Below are 3,403 nucleotides of genomic sequence, written 5' to 3'. Positions count from 1 at the left end.
CTTGCGCGCGGACGGCGCGGCGGTCGTCGAGCGCGCCCGCGTCGGCTTCGCGGCGGTACGCCCCGCCGTCGTCCCCGCCTTCCGGTCCGTGGCGGCATCCTTGGCCGTCCTCGAGCCCTTCGAGCCCTTCGTGTCCTTCGCCGGGGAGCCCTTCGTGTTCTTGGCCGCGGGCCCCTTGGCCGTCTGCCCGGGGGCCTTCTTGGCTCCAGCCCGGCCGTTCGACGGCGTCGTCCCCTTGCCGCCCTTGGCGCCGGACGCACCCGTGCGCGGGGTCGACGAGGGGCGCGCACCCGAGCCGCGCGCCGAACCCGAGGGCCGCGCCGGGCGACGTGAGGAAGGCATGGGTCGATTGTGCCGATTCGCCAGGCCTTTGTACGGGCATTACCTCCGGCGCGCCGTGTGTGGATCCCGTGGAACCAAAAGGCTGTCAGACATGCGCGGACGTGTCCGCGCATGTCTGACAGCTCGGTGTGGTGCTACCGCACCGGCGCCGGTCGAACGGTTGAGGCCCCCTCGACCAGCGCCGTCAGGCCTGGATCAGCCCTGGAAGCGCGGGAACGCCGACCGGCCGGCGTAGGTGCCGGCCTCGTCGAGCGCCTCCTCGATGCGCAGGAGCTGGTTGTACTTCGAGATGCGCTCACCGCGGGCGGGGGCACCGGTCTTGATCTGGCCGGCGTTGGTCGCCACGGACAGGTCCGCGATGGTGGTGTCCTCGGTCTCGCCGGAGCGGTGCGAGGTCATCGTGGTGAAGCCGTTGCGCTGGGCCAGCGTCACGGCGTCCAGCGTCTCGGTGAGCGTGCCGATCTGGTTGAGCTTGACCAGCAGCGAGTTCGCCGACTTGAGCTCGATGCCCTTGGCGAGGCGCTCCGGGTTGGTGACGAACAGGTCGTCGCCCACGATCTGCACCTTGTCGCCGACCTTGCCCATGAGCCCGGACCAGGAGTCCCACTCGTCCTCGGACAGCGGGTCCTCGATGGACACCAGCGGGTAGTCGGCCACGAGCTGCTCGTAGTACGCGATCATCTCGTCCGGCGTCTTCTTGCCGCCCTCGAAGGCGTACACGCCGTCCGAGAAGAACTCGGTCGAGGCGACGTCCAGCGCGAGCGCGACGTCGGTGCCCGGCTTGAGGCCGGCCCGCTCGATCGCGACGAGGATCAGGTCGAGCGCCTCACGGTTGCTGCCGAGGTTCGGCGCGAAGCCGCCCTCGTCGCCCAGGCCGGTGGCCAGGCCCTTCTCCTTCAGCACGGACTTGAGGGAGTGGTACACCTCGGTGCCGGTGCGCAGCGCCTCGCGGAACGTCGGGGCGCCGATCGGGGCAACCATGAACTCCTGGATGTCCACGTTCGAGTCCGCGTGGGACCCGCCGTTGAGGATGTTCATCATCGGCACGGGCAGGACGTGCGCGTTCGGGCCGCCCACGTACCGGAACAGGTCCAGGCCGGAGCTCTTGGCGGCGGCCTTCGCGACGGCGAGGGACACGCCCAGGATCGCGTTCGCGCCCAGCTTGCCCTTGTTCGGCGTGCCGTCCAGGTCCAGGAGGGTCTGGTCGATGATGCGCTGCTCTTCGGCGTCGTACCCGATGAGCTCGGGGGCGATCTCGTCGTTGACGGCCGCGACCGCCTTCTCGACGCCCTTGCCCAGGTAACGGCCCTTGTCTCCGTCACGCAGCTCGACGGCCTCGAACGCGCCGGTCGATGCACCGGACGGGACCGCCGCACGGGCGAAGGTGTTGTCGTCGAGGACGATCTCCACCTCCACGGTGGGGTTGCCGCGCGAGTCGAGGATCTCGCGTGCTCCAACGGCTTCGATGCTAGCCACGGGGTCTCCTTCTAAGGATGTTGCTCGGAGGTTACGGCCCCCAGCCTAGGACGTCGGGCGAGAGGGCGCGGAACCGTCCACCGGCCCGCAGTTCACAGGCCCGCCACAGGTCTGCGACAGGGCCGCCACAGCGAGCCTGCCTAGCGTCCCGACCGTCCGGCGCAGACCGCTCGCGGCGCGGCGCGCACGCCTGCTCGCCCCTCCTCCACGGCGTGCGGCACCGCCCACGCGGCGGTCTGCGCGGACACCAACGTCCCCGCACGTTCCTCAGGACCCCAGGCAGGAGCCCATGTTCTTCACCTATCTGCGCAGAGAGCTGCGCAACCGACGCAAGCAGACGGTCGTGGTCGCGATCGGGCTCGCGGTCGCGATCGCACTGGTCATCGTCGTCAACGCGGTCTCGACGGGCGTCCGGAACGCCCAGGCGGAGGTGCTCGAGTCGGTCTACGGCGTCGGCACCGACATCACCGTGACCCAGGCCGGCGAGGGCCCGGGCGAGGGCGGCGGCCCCGGCCGGTTCGACTTCGGCGAGGGAGAGGGCGAGGCCGGCGAGGACGGCACGCGCAACCTCGCGCAGGACCGCCTCAGCACCGCCATGGGGTCGACGGCGTTCGACGCCGCCGCGCTGGAGTCCGTCGCGGGCCTGGACCACGTGTCCGGCGTCGCCGCGACGCTGGACCTGCAGAACATGTCGTTCTCCGGCGAGATGCCGGACTTCGAGGCAATGCAGGAGGGCGGCGGCCCGGTCACCATGCAGATGGGTCCGGACGGCTCCGGCGAAGGGTCGGCCGGCGGGTCGTCGTTCGAGATCGAACAGTTCACGGTCACGGGAGTGGACCCGGACGCCGCCGCCGTCGGGCCGCTGACCACCGCCGCCGTGGCCGACGGCCGGACACTGGCGGCGGACGACGAGAACGTCGCCGTCCTGGACGCCACCTACGCCACGCAGCAGGAGCTCGCCGTCGGCGACACGATCACCGTGGGCGGCGAGGAGCTGGAGATCGTCGGCACGGTCACCTCCACGACCGGTGACGACGTCGCCACGGCGTCGGACGTCTACGTGCCCCTGGCCACCGCGCAGACCCTCGCGGACCTCGCGGACCAGGTCACCGACGTCTACGTGCAGGTCGACTCGGCCGAGAACGTGGACGCCGTGGCCGCCGCGATCGAGGGCGAGCTGCCCGACGCCTCCGTGAGCACGCAGTCCGACCTCGCCGAGGGCGTCACGGGCTCCCTGTCGACGGCGTCCAACCTGATCGGCACGCTCGGCACCTGGCTGAGCGTCATCGTGCTCGCGGGGGCCTTCGGCCTCGCGATCCTGTTCACGGTGTCCGGCGTCAACCGACGTACTCGCGAGCTGGGCACGCTCAAGGCGATCGGCTGGAGCAAGGGCCGCGTGGTGGGCCAGGTCGCGGGCGAGTCCGTGGTGCAGGGCCTGATCGGCGGCGTCGCGGGTCTGGCGATCGGCGCGCTGGCGGTCTGGGCCATCAACCTCGCGGGCATCACGCTGAGCGGCGGCGCCTCGGGCGGCGGCTTCATGTTGGGCGGCCCTGGCGGTGGTGGCGGCGGACCCGCCGGCGCGATG

Annotated in this window: 3 protein-coding genes; 1 reads left to right on the top strand and 2 read right to left on the bottom strand. The window is 71.4% G+C overall.

The features are described from left to right. A partial coding sequence (locus PROKR_RS36670; protein WP_425414961.1) for a hypothetical protein occupies positions 1-342 on the bottom strand: 342 nt, incomplete at its 3' end. Positions 343-537: 195 nt separating this feature from the next. Continuing rightward, positions 538-1,818 (bottom strand): phosphopyruvate hydratase, encoded by a 1,281-nt coding sequence (gene eno / locus PROKR_RS30060; RefSeq protein ID WP_020017068.1) that lies wholly within the window; start codon positions 1,816-1,818, stop codon positions 538-540. A gap of 289 nt (positions 1,819-2,107) precedes the next feature. On the opposite strand from eno, the gene PROKR_RS30055 reads away from it, so the two are divergent. Next, a partial coding sequence (locus PROKR_RS30055) for an ABC transporter permease (RefSeq protein ID WP_051433522.1) occupies positions 2,108-3,403 on the top strand: 1,296 nt, incomplete at its 3' end.

It is taken from the genome of Promicromonospora kroppenstedtii DSM 19349, from assembly GCF_000515355.1.
GTDB lineage: Bacteria > Actinomycetota > Actinomycetes > Actinomycetales > Cellulomonadaceae > Promicromonospora > Promicromonospora kroppenstedtii.
This window is presented reverse-complemented; position numbering and strand designations above follow the sequence as displayed.